This window comes from Micromonospora sp. NPDC049089, assembly GCF_040648775.1.
In the GTDB taxonomy this organism is placed as follows: Bacteria; Actinomycetota; Actinomycetes; order Mycobacteriales; family Micromonosporaceae; genus Micromonospora.
In genome coordinates, this window is the sequence record NZ_JBEZEH010000059.1 from 1 (window position 1) to 18,901 (window position 18,901).

17 protein-coding genes and 1 riboswitch are annotated in these 18,901 nt (G+C 72.0%); of the genes, 6 read left to right on the forward strand and 11 right to left on the reverse strand.

The annotated features are described in order from the left end of the window. Positions 1 to 80: 80 nt before the first annotated feature. Both AB0B48_RS12900 and AB0B48_RS12905 read right to left on the reverse strand, forming a co-directional pair. Positions 81 to 2,207, reverse strand: coding sequence for a DUF6077 domain-containing protein (locus tag AB0B48_RS12900; RefSeq protein WP_357200056.1), 2,127 nt, complete (start codon positions 2,205 to 2,207; stop codon positions 81 to 83). A gap of 124 nt (positions 2,208 to 2,331) precedes the next feature. Beyond that, on the reverse strand, positions 2,332 to 2,970 hold the full coding sequence (locus tag AB0B48_RS12905) for a TetR/AcrR family transcriptional regulator (RefSeq protein WP_357200059.1): 639 nt from the start codon (positions 2,968 to 2,970) through the stop codon (positions 2,332 to 2,334). A gap of 180 nt (positions 2,971 to 3,150) precedes the next feature. Here AB0B48_RS12905 and AB0B48_RS12910 point away from each other — a divergent pair, with 180 nt between their 5' ends. From AB0B48_RS12910 to AB0B48_RS12925, 4 genes are all read left to right on the forward strand, one after another. Beyond that, complete coding sequence (locus AB0B48_RS12910; protein ID WP_357200062.1) at positions 3,151 to 4,044, forward strand: ABC transporter permease; 894 nt, start codon at positions 3,151 to 3,153, stop codon at positions 4,042 to 4,044. Positions 4,045 to 4,078: 34 nt separating this feature from the next. Continuing rightward, complete coding sequence (locus AB0B48_RS12915) at positions 4,079 to 4,855, forward strand: ABC transporter ATP-binding protein (protein ID WP_036412239.1); 777 nt, start codon at positions 4,079 to 4,081, stop codon at positions 4,853 to 4,855. 144 nt (positions 4,856 to 4,999) lie between these two features. Then, on the forward strand, positions 5,000 to 6,517 hold the full coding sequence (locus AB0B48_RS12920) for a bifunctional cytidylyltransferase/SDR family oxidoreductase (protein ID WP_357200065.1): 1,518 nt from the start codon (positions 5,000 to 5,002) through the stop codon (positions 6,515 to 6,517). A 33-nt stretch (positions 6,518 to 6,550) separates the two neighbouring features. Then, complete coding sequence (locus tag AB0B48_RS12925) at positions 6,551 to 8,221, forward strand: CDP-glycerol glycerophosphotransferase family protein (protein WP_357200068.1); 1,671 nt, start codon at positions 6,551 to 6,553, stop codon at positions 8,219 to 8,221. A 4-nt stretch (positions 8,222 to 8,225) separates the two neighbouring features. Here the strand turns inward: AB0B48_RS12925 and AB0B48_RS12930 are convergent, their stop codons facing one another. The 5 genes from AB0B48_RS12930 to AB0B48_RS12950 form a co-directional block, all read right to left on the reverse strand. Then, a complete protein-coding gene (locus AB0B48_RS12930; protein WP_357200071.1) occupies positions 8,226 to 8,972 on the reverse strand; it encodes an alpha/beta fold hydrolase in 747 nt (248 codons plus the stop codon). A 122-nt stretch (positions 8,973 to 9,094) separates the two neighbouring features. Continuing rightward, positions 9,095 to 9,943, reverse strand: coding sequence for a C39 family peptidase (locus AB0B48_RS12935; RefSeq protein WP_355007105.1), 849 nt, complete (start codon positions 9,941 to 9,943; stop codon positions 9,095 to 9,097). A 231-nt stretch (positions 9,944 to 10,174) separates the two neighbouring features. Next, positions 10,175 to 10,315, reverse strand: a riboswitch (cyclic di-AMP (ydaO/yuaA leader). Between the two features lie 284 nt (positions 10,316 to 10,599). After that, positions 10,600 to 11,370: a hypothetical protein gene (locus tag AB0B48_RS12940; protein WP_357200074.1), complete on the reverse strand. Its 771-nt coding sequence runs from the start codon at positions 11,368 to 11,370 to the stop codon at positions 10,600 to 10,602. 133 nt (positions 11,371 to 11,503) lie between these two features. After that, positions 11,504 to 11,905, reverse strand: a complete 402-nt coding sequence (locus AB0B48_RS12945) for a hypothetical protein (RefSeq protein ID WP_357200077.1) — start codon at positions 11,903 to 11,905, stop codon at positions 11,504 to 11,506. Between the two features lie 93 nt (positions 11,906 to 11,998). Next, entirely contained in the window at positions 11,999 to 13,234 is a 1,236-nt protein-coding gene (locus tag AB0B48_RS12950; RefSeq protein WP_357200080.1) for an acyltransferase, read from the reverse strand. A 299-nt stretch (positions 13,235 to 13,533) separates the two neighbouring features. On the opposite strand from AB0B48_RS12950, the gene AB0B48_RS12955 reads away from it, so the two are divergent. Both AB0B48_RS12955 and pseI read left to right on the forward strand, forming a co-directional pair. Beyond that, positions 13,534 to 14,697, forward strand: a complete 1,164-nt coding sequence (locus AB0B48_RS12955; protein WP_357200083.1) for a glycosyltransferase — start codon at positions 13,534 to 13,536, stop codon at positions 14,695 to 14,697. A 133-nt stretch (positions 14,698 to 14,830) separates the two neighbouring features. Further along, a complete protein-coding gene (pseI, locus tag AB0B48_RS12960; protein ID WP_357200086.1) occupies positions 14,831 to 15,883 on the forward strand; it encodes a pseudaminic acid synthase in 1,053 nt (350 codons plus the stop codon). 163 nt (positions 15,884 to 16,046) lie between these two features. On the opposite strand, the gene AB0B48_RS12965 is transcribed toward pseI, so the two are convergent. The 4 genes from AB0B48_RS12965 to AB0B48_RS12980 form a co-directional block, all read right to left on the reverse strand. Continuing rightward, the gene (locus tag AB0B48_RS12965; protein ID WP_357200089.1) at positions 16,047 to 16,457 is read right to left on the reverse strand and encodes a hypothetical protein; all 411 of its coding nucleotides are present in this window, start codon (positions 16,455 to 16,457) and stop codon (positions 16,047 to 16,049) included. A 100-nt stretch (positions 16,458 to 16,557) separates the two neighbouring features. Continuing rightward, positions 16,558 to 17,313: an SDR family NAD(P)-dependent oxidoreductase gene (locus AB0B48_RS12970; RefSeq protein ID WP_357200092.1), complete on the reverse strand. Its 756-nt coding sequence runs from the start codon at positions 17,311 to 17,313 to the stop codon at positions 16,558 to 16,560. Then, on the reverse strand, positions 17,306 to 18,568 hold the full coding sequence (locus AB0B48_RS12975) for an AMP-binding protein (RefSeq protein WP_357200095.1): 1,263 nt from the start codon (positions 18,566 to 18,568) through the stop codon (positions 17,306 to 17,308). The genes AB0B48_RS12970 and AB0B48_RS12975 overlap by 8 nt, the downstream gene beginning before the upstream one ends. Further along, positions 18,565 to 18,816 (reverse strand): acyl carrier protein, encoded by a 252-nt coding sequence (locus tag AB0B48_RS12980; protein ID WP_091401397.1) that lies wholly within the window; start codon positions 18,814 to 18,816, stop codon positions 18,565 to 18,567. The genes AB0B48_RS12975 and AB0B48_RS12980 overlap by 4 nt, the downstream gene beginning before the upstream one ends. Positions 18,817 to 18,901: the final 85 nt, after the last annotated feature.

Below are 18,901 nucleotides of genomic sequence, written 5' to 3' on the forward strand. Positions count from 1 at the left end.
GCAACATTTTGGGCCAATGGTCCGACCGGGGGCGCGCCGGACCCCCGGACGGGGTGGGGCGCTCGGCGCGGGTGAAGCGCTCAGCCGATCCGCCGGAAGCAGGTCATCGCACCGGGCGCCTTGCGCTTGGCGAACTCCTGGTAGCCCAGCTGCGGCACGGTTTCGCGGGCGTACCGGTTGCCGTTGTAGACGCAGATGGTGCCCACGTCGAGGCGGTCCAGTGCCGGCGTCAACTCGGCCGCCGTCGGGCTGTCGGCGCCGTCCGCGAAGCCGGCGAGCAGCAGTCGGTCCTTCGCGAACTGGGAGTTGAGGTCGTACTCGACGAGGTAGAAGTCACGGGGCAGGACAACCCGGACCTCGCTGGTGACGATCGGCGTGGTGCGCATGATCGTCTTCGGGGCGAGCAGCAGGCCCTGCGGACGGTCCAGGCCCTTGATCCAGAATGCGATCGCCTGACGCTGCTGCGGAAGCTTCCAGGTGGGGCGGTCGTGCACGTCGACCCAACTCTTCGGCGACCACATCGGGGTGGCGAACAACGCGAACGAGGCGACCAGCAGCACCGCGATCCCCCCGGACGCCGCCCGGCGCAGCGCCGGAGTCGGTGCCGGCACGCGCACGGTACAGAGCAGACCGATCAGCGTCGGCAGGGCGAGCAGCCACGGCACGCGCCAGAGCACCACCGAGATGCCGCTCAACGCGCTCAGCAACTCCAGCACACCGGGCACGAACAACACGCTCAGCGCGAGGGCGGCGCCGGCGACGAGCAGGGCCGGCGTACGCCGACGGGCGAGCAACGCGCCGCACCACAGCGCCAGACCGCTGATGACCCCGACCACACCGAACAGCAGGGTTCGCCGGTAGGTGTACGCCGCGTCGAAGAAGGCGTCGTCCGCGCCGGTCGCGCTCATCCCGCCGAGCACCAGGCGGGAGACCACCAGCGAGCCGATCGGGTACGCGAGGGCGGCGACCGCCGCGACCACGGCCGCCTTCCACCGACCGACCAGCAGCATGGCGAACCCGGCGGCGCCGACCAGCATCGGCAGGATGATCGCCGCGGTGTTGGTGAGCCCGATCGCGGTGATCGAGAGCGCCACGATGAGCAGCAGGCTGCGCCGCGACCGGTTGTCGAACCACTCGGTCAGGTAGAGCCACATCAGCGGGATGACCGCCGAGACGAACATGCCCTTGCCCTCGTGCAGCCGGGGAAGGTGGAACGTGCCCAGTGCGGCGTCCCCGCCCGCGACGAGGTAGAGGTACGCGATCGCCACGGTGAAGGCGAGCACCGGACGGCGCGGGGCCCACCGGTGCGTCAGCCGCCACAGCGCCAGCACCGCGAGCACCGCCATGATCGGCAGCAGCACGAACCAGAGAGCCGAGCTGGCGTGGATGCCGATGACGTTGGCGAACGCGCCGTCGAACACCTCGATCGACGGGATGGGCGGCTGCGAGCCCATCGACGGCAGCACGTTCTCGGAGAACAGGAAGTCGTTGAGCGGGATCAGGTCACGCTCGGCGATCCACACCGACTTGCCGACGTAGTAGACGTCGTCCGGGGTGTTGCGAGCCATGAAGAACGACGAGATGCCGACCAGGACCGAGACGACCAGCGCGTACGCCGACTGCGCCGGGGTGGGTGCCGGGGCGGCAGGGGTGGGCGTCGGGCCGTTCAGCCAGGCCTGGCGCACCAGCAGCAGCCCGCCGACGGCCGCGAGCAGGCCGGACACGGCCGGGATCCACCAGGAGACGTTGACGCTGGTGTTGGCCAGACCGGCGGAGACGGCGGCCACGGCGGCGGCGACCAGCACACCGATGAGCAGGCGACGGTCGGCGGCGGGCCGCGCGCTTGCGGGCTCTTCCTGTGCCGCCGGCACGCTGTCGGCCGGGGCGCTGTCGGCCGGGGTGCTGCCGGCCGGGGCACGGCGGCGGGCGCGCAGCACGGCCACGACCGCGAGCACGACACAGGCCACCAGCCAGATCCGGAAGGTGACCGACGGACGCAGGTCACCCAGGAAAGCCAGGTGATAGAGCACGGTGAAGAGCGCGAACGCGATCACCGCGCCGTCGGTGAGCACCGCCGGGGCGACGGCCACCAGCGCGCGTACCCGGGACAGCCCGCCTTGGGCGGCGGCGGGCCGGGATGCCTGCCCGGGCCGCGGCGTCGGATCCGGTTCGGCGGGCGCTACGGCGATGCTGTCGACGTTGGCCACGGGCGTCCTTACTCGTCAGGCGGATGAGGGGCATCGGCACGGTGACGGCCGGGTGTCAAGGGGGCAGCGTAGCGGAATCGGGCAGGGAGACCGGTGCTGCCGGCGACCGGGTGTCGGAGGGCGGTCAACCCGCCATCGGGGCCGCCCGGGGGCGGGGCAGCACGCTGTCGGCGCCGAGCCCGGCCGCCACGGATTCGACGAGGTTGTCGAGGTAGTCGTCGGTGAGTGGGAGGCGGGCGATGGCGAGCCGCCAGTAGAGCGGCCCGACGATGAGGTCGATCGCGGCGTCCAACTCGGTGCCGGCGGGCAGCTCGCCACGCTGCACGGCACGGGTGACCAGCTGACCGCCGATCTCCTGCTGCCGGGCGTGCAGCACCTGACGCAGGGTCGCGTCGATGCTGGGGTTGCGGGCGGCCTCCGCCAGGAGATCCGGAATGATCTGCGACGCCAGTGGGTGGCGCAGCGCATGCGCCACCACCTGGAACAGCAGCGCGAGGTCACCGCGCAGCGTGCCGGTGTCGAGTGCGGGGAGCTTGCCATGCGCCGCGGCGGCGACGACCTCCAGCACCAGGTCGAGCTTCGAGCTCCACCGTCGGTAGATTGCCGTCTTGCTGACGCCGGCCCGCCGGGCCACCGCCTCGATGGAGAGCCGGCCGTAGCCGACCGCGGCGAGCTCCTGCATCAGCGCCCGCCGGATCGCCGTGGTGATCTCGTCGCGCAGCACCGCCGCGCCGGCCGGCGCCCGCCTCTTCTCGGTGGTCATCGAGGGCTCTTATCGCAGGTCACGCCGGACAGCGTAGCGCAACGACGGTACGGTTGCGTCCCGACGTGTTTCGGACTACTGTCCACGCAGCGACGAGGCGGCGCCCCGCGCACATTTCCCACTAGGATTCGATCGTCGCGAGCAACCCCCGTCTGCACGAAAGATCGGAGCGCCATTTCCATGGCCACCACCGCGCTGGTCGACCCCGACACGGGCCTGACCCAGGCGCAGCTGGCCGCTCGGCACGGGCTACGGGTCGCCGGTGAGCGTCCCAGCCTCGTCGAGTACAGCCGCCGACTCTGGGCCTACCGGCACTTCATCGCCGCGTACGCCAATGCCAAGCTCGTCGCCTCGTACAGCAACGCCAAGCTCGGTCAGCTCTGGCAGGTGCTCACCCCGCTGACCAACGCGGCGGTCTACTACCTGATCTTCGGGGTGGTGCTCGCACAAAACAGCATCCCGAACTTCATCGCCTACCTGACCACCGGGTTGTTCATCTTCAACTTCACCCAGAGCGCGGTCCTGGCCGGCACCCAGTCGATCAGTAGCAACCTGGGGCTGATCCGGGCGCTGCACTTCCCCCGGGCCAGCCTGCCGCTGTCCACCACGATCACCCAGTTCCAGCAACTGCTGGCCTCGATGGTGGTCCTGGTCGGCATCGTGCTCGCCACCGGCGAACCGCTCACCTGGGAGTGGTTGCTGCTGGTGCCGGCCCTGCTGCTGCAGGCGGTGTTCAACGCCGGCGTCGTGCTGCTGGTCGCCCGGCTGGGCTCCAAGTCGAGCGACCTGAAGCAGGTCATGCCGTTCATCATGCGGACCTGGATGTACGGCTCCGGCGTCCTCTACAGCGTCAGCCTCTTCGACCGGCTGCCCGGCTGGGCGACGACCCTCGTGCAGTACAACCCGCTGCTCGTCTACATCGAGCTGGCGCGCTACGCCCTGCTCGAGGAGGCACCGCTGCTCAACGAGTCGCTGACCCAGCTCTGGCTGGTCGGCGCCGGTTGGGCGCTGGTGGCCGGCATCGGCGGTTTCATCTACTTCTGGCGCGGCGAACAGGAGTACGGCCGTGGTTGAGCACTTCGACGCCCCCATCGAGGCGAGCGCGACGATGACCCGGACCCAGGAGCGCATCCCGACAGTGGTCGTGGACGACGCGCACATCATCTACCGGGTGCACCAGGGCGCCGCCGGTGGCACCACGCCGGTTGCCGCGCTGCGCCGGCTGGTCAAGCGCACCCACGCGCCGAACGTCCGGGAGGTGCACGCGGTCAAGGGCATCTCGTTCACCGCGTACCGGGGTGAGGCGATCGGGCTGATCGGCAGCAACGGCTCCGGCAAGTCCACCATCCTGCGGGCCATCGCCGGCCTGCTGCCGGTGAACCGGGGCGCCATCCACACCCAGGGTCAGCCGTCGCTGCTGGGCGTCAACGCCGCCCTGCTCAACGACCTCTCCGGGGAGCGCAACGTCGTTCTCGGGTGCCTGGCCATGGGCATGCACCCCGACGACGTGGCCAAGCAGGCCGCGGGGATCATCGACTTCTCCGGGATCAACGAGCGGGGTGACTTCGCCAGCCTGCCGATGCGGACGTACTCGTCGGGCATGGCGGCCCGGCTGCGGTTCTCCATCGCCGCCGCCAAGAAGCACGACGTGCTGCTCATCGACGAGGCGCTCGCCACCGGCGACAAGGGCTTCCGCAAGCGCAGCGAGCAGCGGGTGCGGGAGCTGCGGGAGGGCGCGGGGACGGTGTTCCTGGTCAGCCACCAGCTCTCCTCCGTCCGGGACACCTGCGAACGGACGATCTGGCTGGAATCGGGTGTCATCCGGATGGACGGCCCCACCGACGAGGTCATCCGGGCGTACGAGGCGTACGCGAACAGCAAGTAGAGTTCCGGCGAACGTCCGGCATCGACACGGCGCCTGAGGACCGCGTCGCCCGCGTTGGGGCGACGCGGTCCGCGCGTTAAGGTTCATTCCGTCGCCGCTCGGGCGGAACCTTCCGTTAACGCATCTGAGAGTGAGGATCCGGCAATGACGCAGGACCAGACCCCTGGCCCGGACGCCGAAGCGGGAACCCCGACGCCGTGGCGGCCCTCGCGGACAGTGGCGGTGGTTCTGGCCGGCGGCACCGGGACCCGGCTGGGCCTCGGCATCCCGAAGCAGCTGCTGAAGATCGCCGGTAAGCCGATCATCGAGCACACCCTGACGGTCTTCGAGGCGGCACCGGAGATCGACGAGATCATCGTGCTGATGGCCACCGGCCACGTCGAGGACGCCCAGCAGATCGTCGAGAAGGCCGGCCTGCGCAAGGTCACCAAGGTGATCGAGGGCGGTGACACCCGCAACGCCACCACCCGGATCGCCCTGGACGCGGTCGGCCCGGAAGACTGCAACATCCTCTTCCACGACGCGGTACGCCCGCTGCTCAGCGGCCGGATCGTGCGCGAGTGCGTCAACGCGCTCTGGAGCTACGACGCCGTGGACGTGGCCATCCCCTCCGCGGACACGATCATCCAGGTCGACGAGAACGACTGCATCACCGACATCCCGGTGCGCTCCCGGCTGCGCCGTGGTCAGACCCCGCAGGCGTTCCGCTCCCCCACGATCCGGGCGGCGTACCAGATCGCCGAGGACGACCCGGACTTCGCCGCCACCGACGACTGCGGCGTGGTGCTGCGCTACCTTCCCGGCACCCCGATCAAGGTGATCGACGGTTCGGACGAGAACATCAAGGTCACCCACCCGGTCGACGTGCACCTCGCGGACAAGCTCTTCCAGCTCGCCGCCGCGCAGGCCCCCCGGCTGACCGACCACCGCAGCTACAGCGAGGAGCTGACCGGCCGGACCATCGTGGTGTTCGGCGGCAGCTACGGCATCGGCCACGAGTTGACCGAGCTGGCCCGTCGCTACGGCGCCCAGGTCTTCCCGTTCAGCCGTTCCAGCACGGGCACTCACGTGGAGCGGGCCGAGGACGTCGAGGCCGCGCTGACGACCGCCTTCCAGGCCACCGGCCGGATCGACCACGTGGTGGTCACCGCCGGCATCCTGGAGAAGGGCGCCCTCGCCGAGATGGACGAGGAGACCATGGACCGGCTGCTCCAGGTCAACTTCGTCGGCCCGGTGACCATCGCCCGCCAGGCCCTCCCGTACCTCCAGCAGACCAAGGGCCAGTTGCTGCTCTACACCTCCAGCTCCTACACCCGGGGCCGGGCCCGCTACGCGCTCTACTCGGCCACCAAGGCCGCCCTGGTCAACCTCACCCAGGCGCTCGCCGACGAGTGGGCCGACATGGGCGTCCGCGTCAACTGCATCAACCCGGAGCGCACCGCCACCCCGATGCGGACGCGGGCCTTCGGCGAGGAGCCGGAGCACACCCTGCTCGCCGCTGAGGCCGTCGCCCAGTCGTCGCTGGACGTGCTGATCTCCGACCTGACCGGTCAGGTGATCGACGTACGCCGGGCACCCGGTGACGGGCCCACGCCGAGCGTGCCGGCGCAGTCCGGGCCGGGTCGGGTCGAGGCACCGGCCGGCGCGACGTCCGCCAACTGACGCCGACGGCTGCGGAACCACGAACGGAGCGACATGCGCGGCGACCTGGTCCGAAAGCTGGCCGCCCGGTGCCTGACCACCGGGTTGGCCGTGCTGGCCTTCGTCGTGCTGGCTTTGACCGGCGCCACCGGCTGGGGGCTGGCGTTGGCAGTCGCCGCGCTGGCCGCCTCGGCCGCCGAGCAGCGGATCCGGCCCGGCGCCGACCTGGTGGCGGAGACCGCGTTGATCGCCGCGGCGATCCTGGTCGGTTACTCCCGGCGGCTGGACGACGGGCTCAACCTCGCGCTGGTCGCCACCGGGCTGGTCCTGCTGGGTCTGGTGCTGCTGGTGGGGCCGCTGCGCACCGCCGGCGGTCTGGAGATCCGGACGGCCAACCTGCCGGTACGCGCCTGGACGCCGCTGATCGCCGACCGGCTCGGCACGGCCCTGCTCGGGCTGCTCGCCGCCCTGGCGCTCGCCGCCGCGCTCGCCCTGCCGGCCGGTGTGGCCCTGGCCGCCAGCCTGCTGGTCGGGGCGGGCGCCGGTGCGGTCGCGCTGGACCTGGCCCGGCGACGGTTTAGGCCACGCGCCGGTGGCGGGCCGGTGGCCGCCGCGCTGCGCCGGCACCAGCCGGAGTTCCTGCTCTACTTCTCCGCGCCTCCGGGCTCGGAATACCAGGTCACCATGTGGCTGCCGTACCTGCAACGGATCGGCCGACCGTTCCTGGTCGTGCTGCGTGAGCCGGAGTTCCTGGCCCCGATCGCGGCGGCCACCGACGCGCCGGTGGTCTACTGCCCCACCCTGGGGGCGATGGACCAGGCGTTGGTGCCGAGCCTACGGGCGGCGTTCTACGTCAACCACGGTGCGAAGAACAGCCACTGCGTCCGCTTCACCCAGCTCACCCACATCCAGCTGCACCACGGCGACAGCGACAAGGCGCCGAGCGCCAACCCGGTGTCGGGGATCTTCGACCGGATCTTCGTGGCCGGGCAGGCGGCGATCGACAGGTACGCCCGCGCCGGAGTGCAGATCCCGGCCGACAAGTTCGTGGTGGTGGGTCGTCCACAGGTCGAGTCGATCGAGGTGCGCCCGGAGCCCGCAAGAGGGTTGGCGCACCCGACGGTGCTCTACACGCCGACCTGGACCGGGCACCACGCCGACGCCGACTACTGCTCGCTACCGGTGGCCGAAAGCCTGCTGCGTCGACTGTTGGAACGCGGCGCGACGGTGATCCTGCGAGCCCACCCGTACACCACGCAGAACCCGGCATCGGCCCGGCAACTGGGCCGCCTGACCGAACTGCTCGTCGCCGACCGGGCCCGCACCGGCCGCCAGCACGTGGTCGGCGCGGCGGCTCGGGAGCTGAGCCTGACCGAGTGCGTCAACTCCGCCGACGCGCTGGTCTCCGACGTGTCCGGAGTGATCTCGGACTTCCTCTACTCCGGCAAGCCGTACGCGGTCACCGACATGGGCGACGAGGGCGACCGGTTCGTGGAGCGGTTCCCGCTGGCCGGGTCGGGTTACGTGCTGCGTCGGGACATGTCCAACGTGGACGACGTGCTGACCGCACTGCTGGACACCGACCCGCTGGCCGAGGCCCGCTGGGCCACCCGCCGCCGCTACCTGGGTGACTTCCCGGCCGAGTCGTACGCCGAGGCGTTCCTGGCCGCCGCCCGCCGGGAGCTGGCACCGGCCGAGGCGCTCACCGCGACCGCACCGGCATAGCCGCTCAGCGGTAAGGATCCAGCAGCGCCAGCACCGCCGCCGGGTCCTCCACGTGCGCGTTGTGTCCGAGACCGGGCAGCGTGGCGACCGGTACGCCGTACTCCTTGAGCTGTTCGTCGGTGACCATCGGGTCGTTCTCCCCGCGCGCCAGCACCACCGGCACGTCGGTCGCCGCCAGCAGCGCGGCCAGATCGGGCTCGCCGACGGCGAAGGCGGCCGGGTCCATGGCGAGGCGCCACCGGCCGTCGACCTGGCGCAGCCCGGCTTCCACCACCGGGTGGTCCGGCGGGACCAGACCGGTGAGCCCGGCGACCCGCAGGTAGCGGCGAGCCGCCTCGGTGCGGGTGGCGAACCAGCTCACCGGTCGGGCGGCGAGCTCGGCGGCGCGGGTCAGCTCGGCGGGTGACCAGAGTGCCTTGATGCCCAGCCCGACCACGGCGTCCACCGGCGTTCCGGCGTCGCGGGCGGCCAGCGCCAGGCCGACCACCCCACCCAGCGAGTGCCCGAGCACGACCAGCCGGTCGTCGGGGACGAGGGCCCGCGCGATCTGCTGAGCGAAGCCCGCGAAGGAGTACGACGGCAGCGGCGACGCCCAGCCGTGGCCGGCGAGGTCCGGTGCCAGCCACCGCCCGGGCCAGTGCTGCTCAAGGTACGGGGCCCAGGGCAACCACACGTCCCCGGTCGTTCCCATCCCGTGCAGCAGCAGCAGGACCGGCCCGCGGCCGGTGTGACCACCCGTTTCATCCACCACGGCCGCAGTCTCCCACGGTTCACGGTCGGGTACGAGGGCCGTCGATGGCGGGCCGGGCGGACAAACGCCGCGGGCGCCGGCCCCTTGTGGGAGACGGCGCCCGCGGCGGTCAGGTGCCCGGGTCAGGCGGAGTAGCCCCGGCTGGTGATCCAGTTGGCCAGGTCGATCGTGGTGATCCAGTACGACGGGTCGGCCGGGTTCGCCGAGTCGGCGATCCGCACGGTGCGACCGTTGTCCTTGTAGCCCACCACGGCGATGTAGTGCCCACCGCCGTAGGAGTGCCACCCGCCGTCGGTGTCGACGGCGTCCCCGACGACGTTGGCCACCACGCCCCGGCCGTCGGTGACGGCCTTCACCACGTCGGCCTGGAGCCGGTCCATCTGGGCCGGGCTGGGCGTGCCGGGGAACATCCGGGTCCGGTACGGGGAGCCCTTCACCTCGGCGTTGAGCACCCGGGTGGTGTCCTCGGCCGAGTTGGTTCCCATCTCGGTGGTGCCCAGTTCGGCGCCGAGCTCTTCCTGGGTGCGGTCGATGCCGGCGGCGCTGAGCGCGTTCCGGGTGGCCGCCGGGCCGCAGTTGTAGTAGGTGTTCTGCGCCTCGTAGTCGTAGTCGAGCACCTTCGTCGCGGGGGGCTTCGGCGGCGTCGGCTTACGGGTGAGGTCGGGGTTGCTCTTGGCCTTGGCGGCGGGCGACGCGGCGCTGGTGGCCGGGGCGGCCGTGGTCGGCGCGGCGCTGGCCGAGGGGGACGCGTCCCGAGCCTCACTGCGGGAGGCGGCGACGTCGCTGCGCATCTCGGCGACGGTGGTCGCGGTGCGCTGGCCGGCCGGGGCGTCGTCGGCAGTGGTGAGCAGGGCGCCGGTGGTGGTGGCGATCGCGAGGGCTGCGGCGGAGGCGGCGACGATCTGGTACGGGCGCTCGGTGGCGAGGCGACGGAGCTGGCGCTGCAGGGTGTGCTTCACGGGGTCCTCCACGGATCGGGGGGAGAGCGGCACACCGGGGCCGGACCGGTATCCGGGCAGGCGCCAGCGCGCGGACAGTGGTCCGCGGGTGTGAACCGCTCAGGGGAACGCCCGGATCGGCCGGGCGGGAAAGGCGATGACCCGGGGGTCAGCTCACCGTCACGCGACGAATGAGCGGGTGCACCGCCGCGCCGTGGAGGCGAGGGAACAACCGAGGGGTGGAAAGGTGCTGCACGAGGATGGGACTCCTTCCGACACCGCCTACCGGGTTAGCTGACGGATTCGGGCGGGAAGACGCCCTACCGCGGGCCGTGGCTCGCGGATTCACCCCGGACTTACTGGTGGGTCCCCGGTTCGTTGATCACGATTAAGCGGGTCGATGCGGCGTCGCGTCTTGCGATCGGTTACCGCACCGGACGGGACGACACTACTGGCGTCTCAACGCCCTGCCAAGCCAGGTTCACCTGCGTAAACCCCAATTGGCGCCACAATTTCTGCGCGTAATGCCGATGATGTGACTCGATGGGACAACCAGTTACGGCGACGCCTACGGGCGACAACCGGACAGGCCGCAAAGAACGCGGCCACAATCGTGGGAACAATCCCGTCGATCGCGTCGGACGTCCGATTTCTCGATCGGGTGACCGGCCTCACATAACGGATTGGGCTCAACCCACCCGGGCCGGGCGCCACAGTGCCACGACGGCGGGACGCAACGCCCCGGCGACCGTGCGGCGCGCGGGGACCAGGGTCGGGCGGAGCCGGGCCGCCGCCGCGTACGCCTCCTCGGCGAGGGCACGAGCCGACTCGGCGGCCAATTCCGCGTCGCGCCAGGCGACCCGCTCACGGTCGGCGGCCACCTGGTAATCGGTCGACCGCGCATCCCGGATCACCCGGCTGATCAGCACCTCCTGCTCGACCGGGTGTCGCCGGGGATCCCAGCCGCGCCGGTGCCCGAACACGTCGCCGAGCTGCGCCATGGTCAGGTCGCCCCGCCAGTACGCCGCCATCGCCGCCCGGTGCAGATAGCGTTCCCGGGCGGCGTACTCGGCGGGGGTGTGCGGGGTCTGCGGGGTGGGCAGTGCCCCCGCGCCAGCGAAGCGACGCGCGGCGGCGTCCGCCTCGTCGTACCCGATCCAGGCCTGCTCCAGCTGTTCCTGAGCGGTCAGCCAGGCGGCACGCCGCCGCTTGGCGGTGGTGGCCGCGCGGGCCGCGGCAACGGCCACCTCCTCGGCGTAGCGGCGCCTGTCGACGGCCTCGGCGGCGGCCAACTCCTGGGCGGTGGGCCCGGCCGGGACCGGGTCGCCGGTCGGCCGGGCCCGTTCGGGGCGGGCGGCCAGCACGGTGAGCAGGCCCAGGGTCAGCAGGAACAGCGTCGACCAGATGGCGGCGGCCCGCGGCACCTCGGTCACGAACTGGTAGAAGACGACGGTCTCCATGGTCGGCACCTCGGGGAGAGAGCAGTGCGATGGAAAGCCGCGCCGACCAGCGGGCCACGGCGGGCCACGGGTCGGCGGGTCAGGGAGCGGGTGGGTCGACAGGGCGCGGCGGCGGGACGGTCGTCCCGGTGGCTCAGCGCCCGGGTGGGGCCCGGGAAGCCCGACCGCTCGCACTGTCGACGAGGGGCAGCCGGTCAGATTCGGCCGCCCTGGCCGGCAGCACGCCGGCCGCGATGGTGTTCTGATCGCCGGGGAGCGCCACCGGCGAGTCGACCGACCAGGTCGGGACCGACTCCTCGGCGGCCTTCGCCGGGGCCGGACGGGCCGCGTCGTGTGCCCCCGACCCGATGGCGTCGGCACCGGCGACAGTGGTCGGCACCACGCTCGACGTGGGCCCCGAGCCGGGCGTCGACGTGGCGGCCGTGGCCGGGCCTGCGCCGAGCGCCAGGGCCGCGACGACGGCGAGGCTGGTCAGCACCCGAGTCGCCCAGCGCGCCACCCACCACAGCGGACAGGTGAACGCGACCGGAAGCACGTCCCCACGCTACGCCTCGCGCCGACCCGGGCGCATCGACCACGGGCGTGTCGGATCACGCCGCGCCGACCCCTTTGACCAGGGTGGACGCCGTCAGCGCAGGTCGGCGTACGGTGATCGACCGCCGGCCTGACCGACCTCGCCAGCGGGTCCGTCGACCTCGCCGCGGGCGATGCTCGCGGAGTCTCGCGCGTCGTCGTCGCCGGCCGCGCGTTGTCGCGGGACGGGCGCTGGACGGGCCGCGCGGCGCGGCGCGAGCCGGCGCATCATCGGGGTTTCGACGAAGCGGTGCAGCAACCCGGCGAGGATCAGGTTCGCCGCCAGGAAACCGAGCACCACGGCCGGGCCACGCCAGCCTCCGAAGCCGATCCCCCAGGTTCCGCTCCACCGCAGCACGCTCGTCATCACCAGCACGTGCACCAGGTAGAAGGCGAACGAGACCTCACCGAGCCAGACCAGCGGCCGGGACCGCCACGGCGAGCGCCGACCCCGCACGTCCGCGTCCGCGGCAGCGGTGATCACCAACAGGTACGCGACCGCGAGCAGCGTGGTCCACAGCTCGGCGCGGATCCACTGCGCGGCCACCACCCAGGTGACCAGGAAGATTCCGCTTGCCACTGTCAGTTTGGGACCGCGCCAGAGCCCTCGGCGCATCAACTCGGCCGCCACCGCGCCCAACCAGAACTCCAGCGACCGCACCGGCGGGAAGATCTGGGTGAACCACCAACGGCTCACCTCCGGCACCAACTCCTGTGCCGGCCAGAGCGCGAGGATCAGCAGCGGCAGCGCGACGATCAGCGCCCAGAGCAGCTTCGGCCGGGCCCGGCGCAGCAGCGGCAGCGCCAGCGGCAGGCAGAGGTAGAAGAAGAACTCGCAGGACAGCGACCAGCTGACGGTGTTGATGCTGTAGAACCAGCCCGGCCGGGGATCCCACGCCTGCAACAGCAGCAGGTTCTCCAACGCCGCCGCCGGCAGGACCGGGTCGGCGAACCACCAGGCGACCACCAGCGTCGCCACGAACAGCACCAGGTGATTCGGGTAGATCTTGGCGATCCGTCGCCGCCAGAACGTACGCCGCGAGTCGCCCTCGCGGGCCGACCAGACCAGCACGAAACCGCTGAGGATGAAGAAGAACTGCACCCCGGAGAGACCGAGGGTGAACAGCGCGTCGATGACGGCCTTGTAGTCCGGCTCGGCGATGATCCGCATGGTGCCGGCGTGGAAGCCGAAGACCAGCAGAGCGGCGATCCACCGCAGCCCGGTCAGCGAGGGCAGCCGGGGCGGGGCCGGTGCGGGCCGGGCGGCCGACGTCGCGGCGACGCTCGTCATGCCGGGATCCCGGCGCTCGGCAGGGTCACCAGCACTGTCGTAGCCTCCTCGGCGCGGCGTCGGACGGCGCGACGGCGACGCCCACGACGACCCGGCAGGGCCGCACCGAGGCACCCTACCGGGTCACTCCCGGGTGAACCGGACGCATCCCACCCGCCCCACGAGCCCCCGCTCCCCGGGCTGGAAACCGCCCACCGGCTCGGCGTTAACCTCCCGCTGGGCGGGAGTTCAGAGAGTCCACCATCGGCGGCAACGTCAGGTTCCGGGCCCGGCCACCCGGGTCGTCGAAGGTGGCGGACGTGGTCAATGAGCCGACGCACGCACCGCTGCTGAGCATCGTCGTGCCCGTGTACGGCGTCGAGGCGTACCTGTACCAGTGCCTCGAGTCGATCCGTGCCGACATCCCGGCGGGCGAGTCGGACGCGGTCGAGCTGATCGCCGTCGACGACGCCTCCCCGGACGGCTGCGGCGACATGCTCCGCTCGTACGCGGTCAGCCGCGACGGCGTGCGCGTCGTGCACCTGAGCAGCAACGTGGGTCTGGGGCTGGCCCGCAACGCCGGGCTCGACGTGGCCAACGGCCGGTACGTCTGGTTCGTCGACAGCGACGACTGGTTGCCACCGGGCACGATCGCCGCGGTGCTGGACCGGCTGCGCCAGCACCAGCCCGACGTGCTGATGCTCGACCACCTGCGGGTGCACGAGGACGGCCGGCGGGAAATCGACGCGAGCAGCCCGCTGCTGCGCGGGATCACCGGCGTGACCCGGTTGGCCGACCGGCCGCAACTGCTGCGGGTGCAGCACACCGCCTGGAACAAGGTGGTCCGCCGGGACTTCATGGACGAGCTGGAGCTGCGGTTCTTCCCCGGCTGGTACGAGGACATCCCGTTCAGCCACCCCCTGCTGATCGGGGCCGAGAAGATCTCCGTGCTGGACCGGGTCTGCTACCTGTACCGCCAGGGCCGCCAGGGCGCGATCACCTCCACCCGCAGCGGCCGGCACTTCGACGCCTTCGCCCAGTACGAGCGACTGATGGACTGGGTCGCCCGGAAGCACCCGGACGAGCGGTTGCAGGCCGAGCTGTTCGAGCTGATGATCAGCCACTACCTGGTGGTGGTGGGCAACGATGGCCGGCTGCACCCACACCTGCGGCGCGGCTTCTTCCACCGGGCCGCCGCGCACTACCGTCGCTACCTGCCCACCGGCGGCTACCCGCTGCCCCCGGGCGCGACCGGGCTCAAGCACCGCCTCGTCGGGCGGGGTGACTGGGTGGCGTACTCGGCGCTGCGCCAGGCCCACCGGGTCGCTGGTCGCCTGCGTCGATCCGGCCCGGTGGGCGGCGCCGGGGGTGGTTCGCTCGCCGCCGACGAGGACCCGGGGCGAGGGGCGAGCGCGGGGTCGACGCGCGACGGTGGGCTCGCGCCGGAGCGGCGCGACGCGCTGGCCGGCGGCCGGCTGCCGTGATCGCCCCCACCGCTGAGCACGCCGGGAGCCGGGGTTGCTCCCGGCGTCCTGATTTTCCAGGTCGTCCGCCCGCCGGGTGGACGACGACAGCACCACCGCACCCCGGTGCGGGCGTACCTGAGCAGAGGTCGGAATGACAGCGACAATCAAGATCGGACCGCACGCGGTCGGTGCCGGGGAGCGACCGTTCGTGGTCGCCGAGATGTCCGGCAACCACAACGGCGATCTGTTCCGGGCGCTGGCCATCGTCGACGCGGTGGCAGCGAGCGGGGCGCACGCGCTCAAGCTTCAGACGTACCGGCCGGACACGATCACCATCGACGTCGACACCCCTGCCTTTCGAATCTCCAGCGGGCACGAACTGTGGGGCGGGGAGAACCTGTACCGCCTCTACGAACGCGCGCACACCCCGTACGAGTGGCACGCCCCGATCTTCGAACGGGCCCGGGAGCGTGGCCTGACCGTCTTCTCGTCGCCGTTCGACGCGACCGCCGTGGAGCTGTTGGAGTCGCTGGACGCGCCCGCGTACAAGATCGCCTCGTCGGAGCTTGTCGACCTGCCGCTGATCCGGCTGGTGGCCAGCACCGGCAAACCGATGGTGATCTCCACCGGAATGGCGACGGTCGCCGAGATCGACGCCGCCGTGCGCACCGCCCGGGCCGGCGGCGCGGCTGGCATCGTCCTGCTGGCCTGCACCGCGTCCTACCCGGCCCCGCCGGCCGACAGCAACCTGCGCCGGTTGCCGGTGCTGGCCGGCGCGTTCGACGTGCCGGTCGGGCTCTCCGACCACACCCCCGGCATCGGAGTGGCGGTCGCCTCGGTGGCGCTCGGTGCCTGCTTCATCGAGAAGCACGTGACGCTGGACCGGGCAGACGGCGGTGTGGACTCGGACTTCTCCCTGAACCCCGCGGAGCTCACGGCCCTGGTCGCCGAGTCCGGCCGCGCGTTCGAGGCGCTGGGTGGCACCGCGATCGGACCGACCCCCGCGGAGCGGGAAGGGCTCCGGTTCCGCCGGTCGCTCTTCGTGGTCGAGGACGTCCGGGCCGGCGATCCGGTGACGGCGCACAACGTCCGCTCGATCCGGCCGGCCGGTGGGCTGGCCCCCGTGGAGATCGACCGGGTCCTGGGTCGCACCTTCACCACCGACGTCCCCCGCGGCACCCCCCTGAGCTGGAACCAGATCTAACCCCCAACCCCACCCCACCCGTACGCGGCCCGGCCCGGCCCGCCCGCGTCGATCATGGACTTGTGGTGGTCGTTAAGACCCCCGGTGCCTGCTTTGTGAGGCACCACAACTCCATGATCGACGGAGTGGGGTGGGCGCGGGGTGGGGGCGGGGCGGGGCGGGTTTAGCGGGGTGGGCCGTTGGTGGCGGCACCTCGGCCGTTGGAGGCGAAGCCGACGGTGACCACCAGGTCGGCCAGGCGGAGGGTCCGCCAGACCGCCGAGCCGTCGGCCGGCGCACCCAGGCCGTGACGCCGCCACCAGGCCGCCACCGGCACGTCGGCCAGCTTGCAGCAGCACTCGGCGCGGGTCCACCGGGCCCAGAAGTCACCGGCGCCGAACCGGCGGGCCAGCGCCGGCGGCACCGGGGCGTCGGTGCGCTCCGCGTCGATGGCCACCCGCCAACCGGGCGTCTGCGGGCCGTACCAGCCGACGCAACGGCCGTCGTCGAGGTGGCTACGGGTAACCGCGTCGGCCAGGTCGGCGGGGGCACCGATGCGCAGATGCTGCTCGGCGGCAGCGAGCAGCCCGGGCACCGGACGCGGCGTGGCCCCGCCGCCCGTCCCCGACGACTGGGCCGGCCCGGTACGGTCGATCCGCCGCGCCGGTTGCACAGGCAGGGGAACCGACCGCAGGTCAGATGGCGGCGGCACCGTCCACCACGATGACCTGGCCGTTGATGTTGGTGTGCTCCCGGAGCAGCATCCGCACGACCGGGGTGACCTCCACCGGCTCGGTCAGGTGGCCGGTCGGGGTGCGGCGCACGATCTGGTCGAGCTGGGTCGGACCGAGCACGGCGGACATCTCCGAGGCGAAGAACCCGGGCGCGACCGAGTTGACCAGCATCCGGCCGCCGAGTTCGCGGGCGAGCGAGCGGGTGGCCGCGTCCATGCCGCCCTTGGTGGCCGAGTACGCGACGAGACCCGGGAAACCGCGCTGCCCGCAGATCGAGGTGATGTTGACGATCCGCCCGCGCAACCCCTTGGCGAGCATCCGGCGGATCACCAGTCGGGTCAGCTGCAGCGGGGCCGTCAGGTTGGTCTCGATGATCCGGGCGATGTCGTCGGTGGCGGTGTGCGCGTGCAGCGAGTCCTGCCCCATGGCGGCGTTGTTGACGATGCCGTCGATCGGGCCGAGGTGCTGCTCCACCTCGCGGACGAAGCTCTGCGCGGCGTGCAGGTCGGTGACGTCCACCGAGCCCACGTGCACCCGGTCGGGGTGCTCGGCGGCGAGCTTCTCCAACTCCGGGGTGATGGTGCGGGCGAACGCGGCCACGCGTACGCCCGCGTCGAGCAGGTCGGTGACGATGGCCAGGCCCAGGCCACGGGAACCGCCGGAGACGAGGACCACGGAGCTGGGCGGGACGAGCTGGTTGTCGGCTGGCTCAGACATCGCTCTTCAGGGTCTCCTTGACGGGAATGTCGGTCAGGACGCGAATGCGGCGTGGCACCGCGTGCTCGGGGAGCCGGTCGGCACACCAGCGGACCAGCGCGGCCTCGTCGGTGTCCACGGAGGACGGACCGAGGACCACCTCGGCGACCACCATCCGCCCGAGCACCGGGGCGCGGCGGCCGGTCACCCGGGCCCAGGCCACCGCCGGATGACCGGCGAGCACACCGCGGACCACACCGGCGGAGACCTTGCTACCACCGACGTTGATCTCGTCGGAGTCGAGTCGGCCGGTGATCAGCACACGGCCGTCGAGCACCTGCACCCGGTCCCCGGTGCGGATCGGGCCGGCGAGACCGGCCCCGTGGTACGGGGAGGTGACCACCAGTTCGTCGTCGTGGACGGAGAGCGTCGGCCGGCCCGGGGTTTCCCGGCCCAGCCAGTCGACCGGGAACCCGGCCCGCCCGTCGTGCACCACAATGGACGCCCCCACCTCGGAGGACGCGTAGATCCAGGAGATCCGGGCCGTCGGGAAGAGCTCCCGCAGCTGGTCCAGGATCGCCTGGTCCACCGGTTCCCCGCCGAGGGTGATCTGGCGCAGCGGCACCCGGGCGAGGGCCTCGGCGTCGCGGTAGAGGGTGCGCCGCCAGAAGGTCGGGGTGCCGGAGGCCGCGTCCACCCCGTGGGTGGCCGCGACGGTGGGCCAGTCGTCCAACTCGTCGGGCTCGACCACCACCAGGTGCTGGCCGGGCTGGGTCAGCGACAGGGTGACGACCTGCCACCAGGCGTACGTGCCCGGGGCGTACGGGCAGAGCCAGGTCCGGTCGGGCTGGTCGGCCCGCACTGTGGTCAGCGTGTCGAGGGTGTGCCCGACCCGCTTCGGACGCCCGGTGGAGCCCGAGGTCAGCAGCCAGAGTCGGCCCGGCTCGGCGGCTCGCGGCCGGGCCGGCGCGCTCGGGTGCACGCCGTCGTCGTCGAGGACGCCGACGGTGAACCCGGCCTCCAGCAGCTCGGTGCGCATCACCGCGTCGACCCGACTCGCGGTGCTGAGCAGCAACTCGGTGCCGTGCACGGCGTGCTGCCGCGCCGCGGTGAGCGCGTGCACGGCCGAGCGGGCGAGCACCGCCGCCGGGTCGGGCAGTGTGGGCGTCGGCAGCGAACGCCAGGCCAGCGTGGCGCCACCGACGACGAGCCGGTTGTCGACACCGGCTGGCTCCGGGCTGGCGGGGGTCAGGTGGCGCGACGTCGCGACGGTCACTGGTGTTGAAGCTCGACGAGGAAGTCGAGGACATCCCCGACGGTGGCGATGCGACGCAGCCCGGGGGCGTCGAAGTTGAGCTCCTCCCCCGTCTCGTCCTCGACCCGCAGGGCCAGCTCGGAGAAGTCGAGCGACCGGAAGCCGATCTCCCGCAACTGCGCCGCGTCGTCAGCGGGCAGCTCCTTGTCCTGATTCTTCAGCACCTGAGCCATGAGGTCGCGAATCTGCGCGCGACTCAATTCGTTCATGCGCCGCAGTCTACAACCCAACGAATGCATATCTGATTTCCCGGTAGGCCCAGGTAAGGTGCCGGGACCCGACGTGAACGGCTAG

Excerpts from the sequence above, each read along its gene's own strand:
- AB0B48_RS12905 (WP_357200059.1), bottom strand. The coding sequence starts at position 2,970 with ATGACCACCGAGAAGAGGCGGGCGCCGGCCGGCGCGGCGGTGCTGCGC.
- AB0B48_RS12910 (WP_357200062.1), top strand. The coding sequence starts at position 3,151 with ATGGCCACCACCGCGCTGGTCGACCCCGACACGGGCCTGACCCAGGCG.
- AB0B48_RS12915 (WP_036412239.1), top strand. The coding sequence starts at position 4,079 with ATGACCCGGACCCAGGAGCGCATCCCGACAGTGGTCGTGGACGACGCG.
- AB0B48_RS12920 (WP_357200065.1), top strand. The coding sequence starts at position 5,000 with ATGACGCAGGACCAGACCCCTGGCCCGGACGCCGAAGCGGGAACCCCG.
- AB0B48_RS12925 (WP_357200068.1), top strand. The coding sequence starts at position 6,551 with ATGCGCGGCGACCTGGTCCGAAAGCTGGCCGCCCGGTGCCTGACCACC.
- AB0B48_RS12940 (WP_357200074.1), bottom strand. The coding sequence starts at position 11,370 with ATGGAGACCGTCGTCTTCTACCAGTTCGTGACCGAGGTGCCGCGGGCC.
- AB0B48_RS12950 (WP_357200080.1), bottom strand. The coding sequence starts at position 13,234 with ATGACGAGCGTCGCCGCGACGTCGGCCGCCCGGCCCGCACCGGCCCCG.
- pseI (WP_357200086.1), top strand. The coding sequence starts at position 14,831 with ATGACAGCGACAATCAAGATCGGACCGCACGCGGTCGGTGCCGGGGAG.
- AB0B48_RS12970 (WP_357200092.1), bottom strand. The coding sequence starts at position 17,313 with ATGTCTGAGCCAGCCGACAACCAGCTCGTCCCGCCCAGCTCCGTGGTC.
- AB0B48_RS12980 (WP_091401397.1), bottom strand. The coding sequence starts at position 18,816 with ATGAACGAATTGAGTCGCGCGCAGATTCGCGACCTCATGGCTCAGGTG.